Below are 2,898 nucleotides of genomic sequence, written 5' to 3'. Positions count from 1 at the left end.
GGATGCCATGGCTATTCCAGCCATGGACCTTGGAACCTTCGGCGTTGATGCTGGGGCCCTGGACGCGAGCCAGACAGGACTGCGGGAATTTCGGACCGACGTTCATGGCATCATCGAACACCGCATGCCAACCAGGAGGGGCTGTCAGGTGTTGGTAGAGATGGAACGTCCCGGCAGAACAGCTCGCATCGAGTCCTTGCATGGTGTTGTCTCCTGAATGGTAGAAGGTGCTCCCCTGCCAAGGGGAATTTCAGACTCGGATCTCAGAGCGATTGATGAACGAGAGGGATAGACCTCCCGCGTTCGTGAACCTCCGACCAGGGATGGGGACCCCGCTGTCGCGGGTCCCCTCCCGTAGGGAGGGGATTACACTTCCTGTTCTGGAATTGAGTCTAACATCCTGTTTTTTCATTCGAATTTCCAAGATCCGCAGAATCGGATTCCAGATCCGCGCGGATCTGCGATTCTGGCGTAACATGTTGTTATTGCTTTATTCCAGATCCGACAATTTTCCAGATCTTGATTGGCACAGATTCTGCTAAAGCCGTTATAGTTATATGGTTTAATGAGAGTGATTCTTGTCTGTTTCTATCGCCTCATCCTGGCAAATCCACACCTCCGGTTTCTCGACCGGCAACATCGCCCCGGATTTGAGATCCTTGAAGTGGGTCGGCAAGACCGGGAGCCGTTCGCTTTCTTCGTTCTCCGAACCAAGCAGCATGCCTTCCACGCAGAGGTATCCAAGCTTGGAGCGAATCGCCGACGGCAATCCGTAATCCTGCGGGTTGCGGAAAAACTTCAGATAGCCGTTGGTGGCCAGCACATGGATACGCTTGATGATGGTGTCGCTGCCGCCCAGACCGGCCTTGTTCTCGAAGTGCTCGGCAAACTGGCTCGGGGTGTAGGCTCGCCCCTGCAACGCCTCGTCGTAGATCAATTGCAGGATGACGTCGTGCTTGCGGCGGCGTTCGGCGTCCAGCTTTTCGCCGATACTCTGGCGGACCAGTCGTTCTCCGCGAAGATCGGTTGCCACCCAGCGTCCCTCCCGCTTGTCCACCAGCATGGGGGCTAGGGCCGGGCCGTTGCGCAGTTCGAAATGGAGCATCCGCTCCGAACGTTCTTCGTCCGGGCGATGCATGAGGAGGCCGCTGGTGTAGAAGCCGCGCAGGCTTCCCGCGCCGCTCAGGAAGCGGAAGGGATCTTCCTTCAACTGCTTTTTGTCGATCTTGCTGGTGTGGTGGCAAAGAATCATGCCGGTCTCGGGGTTGACCTCTTCGCGGACGCGCTCCAGCCGTTCCTGGAGGAAGAAGAGCATGGCGCTGTTGTCATTTTCTCCACCGCTATCGGGGCCGCCGTCGAAGACGTTGCGGAGAGGATCGACGCAGATGATGTCCGGCGGGGTGGTCGGGAAATCCTTCTTGATGGTGGCAACCGTGCGGGCCACCCCGTCGGCGTTCAGGATTATCCGGACCTTGGGGGTGGTCACCAGGTTGACTCCCGCCAGGGCGAGGGTCTGCCGGGGCAGTCCAAGCGATTTCATGCGCTCCCGCAGGTAGTGATACTGGATCTCGGTTTGGAGGTAGAACACCCCGAGAGGCCTGGCTGGGGAGAACCCCAAAAACTCCCGACCGGCGGCCATGTGCGCCAGCAGGTGAATGAGCAGATCGCTCTTGCCCACCTTAGGCGCGCCGCCGATGACCAGCAGTCCACCGGGGGTCAGCAGACGGGGGGCGATGAGGTCCTGGGGCATGGGGGAGTCGTCGGCCAGCAGCTCCGCCATGCGGAAACTGGGCAGCTCGCGGGCGGAAGGGTCCGTTTCCCCCGCAGGGTTCCCATACCGTTCGCAATGTCGTTCCCAAAGCCGTTGCGTTTCGTCAGACAATCGCTCCTCCGACCAGGCCGGTCGCAGCATGGCGGCGTTGTACTGGCGGATGGCTTCCCAAGCCTCTTCCAGGCTCATGCGATTTTCGTGGGCCATGCGGAGGTAATGGCCGATGGCGGCAGAGGCCCCCTCGAAGCGGGTCCAGTTGTCCTGTCCTCCCGCGCGCACCGGGGTGGTGAGTACGGCGTCCACGGGCGGCTTGGCGCAAAAGACGAGGCTGAAGTCCAGGCCGTCCGGGTCGGTGGTTGTCATGGGGGGCAAGTCAGCCACCGCTTCCGCGAAATCCCGCAGGTGAGCTTCCCGGCAGGTGATGGTGCGGAAGGTCGTCAGCCGCTTGTGGCCGTGCTTGTGATAGACCGACCCCGCCACTCGGATGGGCTGGTGAGCGGAACGGAAATGGAGGTCGCCACCCACCTTCAGGGCGATCTCGTGGCGCAGGCGGCAAACCAGGGCAAGATCCTCGCCCTCGGCGGGTTCCGACAGCTTCCAATAGGCATGCAGCTTGTTCTGTCCTTCCGTGGTGACGCCGCCGGATTCGATGACGGCGGTGGGATCGCCCAGGTGGAGGGCGAGGTGCGCCAGCTTGGCTTCCACGTTCCCGGCGTCCAGGTCCACCAGGACGGTCTGGATTTGCACCACCTCGTCGGCCCTAGCCTGCCCGCGTTGCGCAACGGTTCCTGGAATGACGTAGAAGGCGGACCCGTTGTTGGCGGCCCACTGGGCGAAGGAGAGGGCCTTGTCCGCAACCAACGGGTCCGCCTCGATCCAGGCGAGATGAGGCCGGTTGGCCAGTCCTTGACCTGGATCGGTCAGGCCTCGCAAGGGGATCAGGCCATCGCAATAGCCAAAGACCAACTCGAAGTAGGTGGCGATGGCCTTTGGATCGGGGGCCAACGCGGCGAAATTCATCGGTTTATCCGGTTGGGGCCGGGCGTCGTTGAGGTCCAGTCCGCCGGTACCGTAAGATGGACCCAGGAATTGAGACAGTCGAATAAGCTACACTTTGGCCTCAACCA

General features: G+C 61.0%; 1 protein-coding gene. It reads right to left on the bottom strand.

The annotated features are described in order from the left end of the window. Positions 1–562: 562 nt before the first annotated feature. Positions 563–2,791, bottom strand: a complete 2,229-nt coding sequence (locus HQL56_19315) for an AAA family ATPase (GenBank protein ID MBF0311667.1) — start codon at positions 2,789–2,791, stop codon at positions 563–565. Positions 2,792–2,898 lie beyond the last annotated feature (107 nt).

This window comes from Magnetococcales bacterium, from assembly GCA_015231925.1.
Taxonomy (GTDB): domain Bacteria; phylum Pseudomonadota; class Magnetococcia; order Magnetococcales; family JADGAQ01; genus JADGAQ01.
Note: the sequence above shows the minus strand (reverse complement) of the source record. Positions and strands in the feature narration are given on the sequence as shown.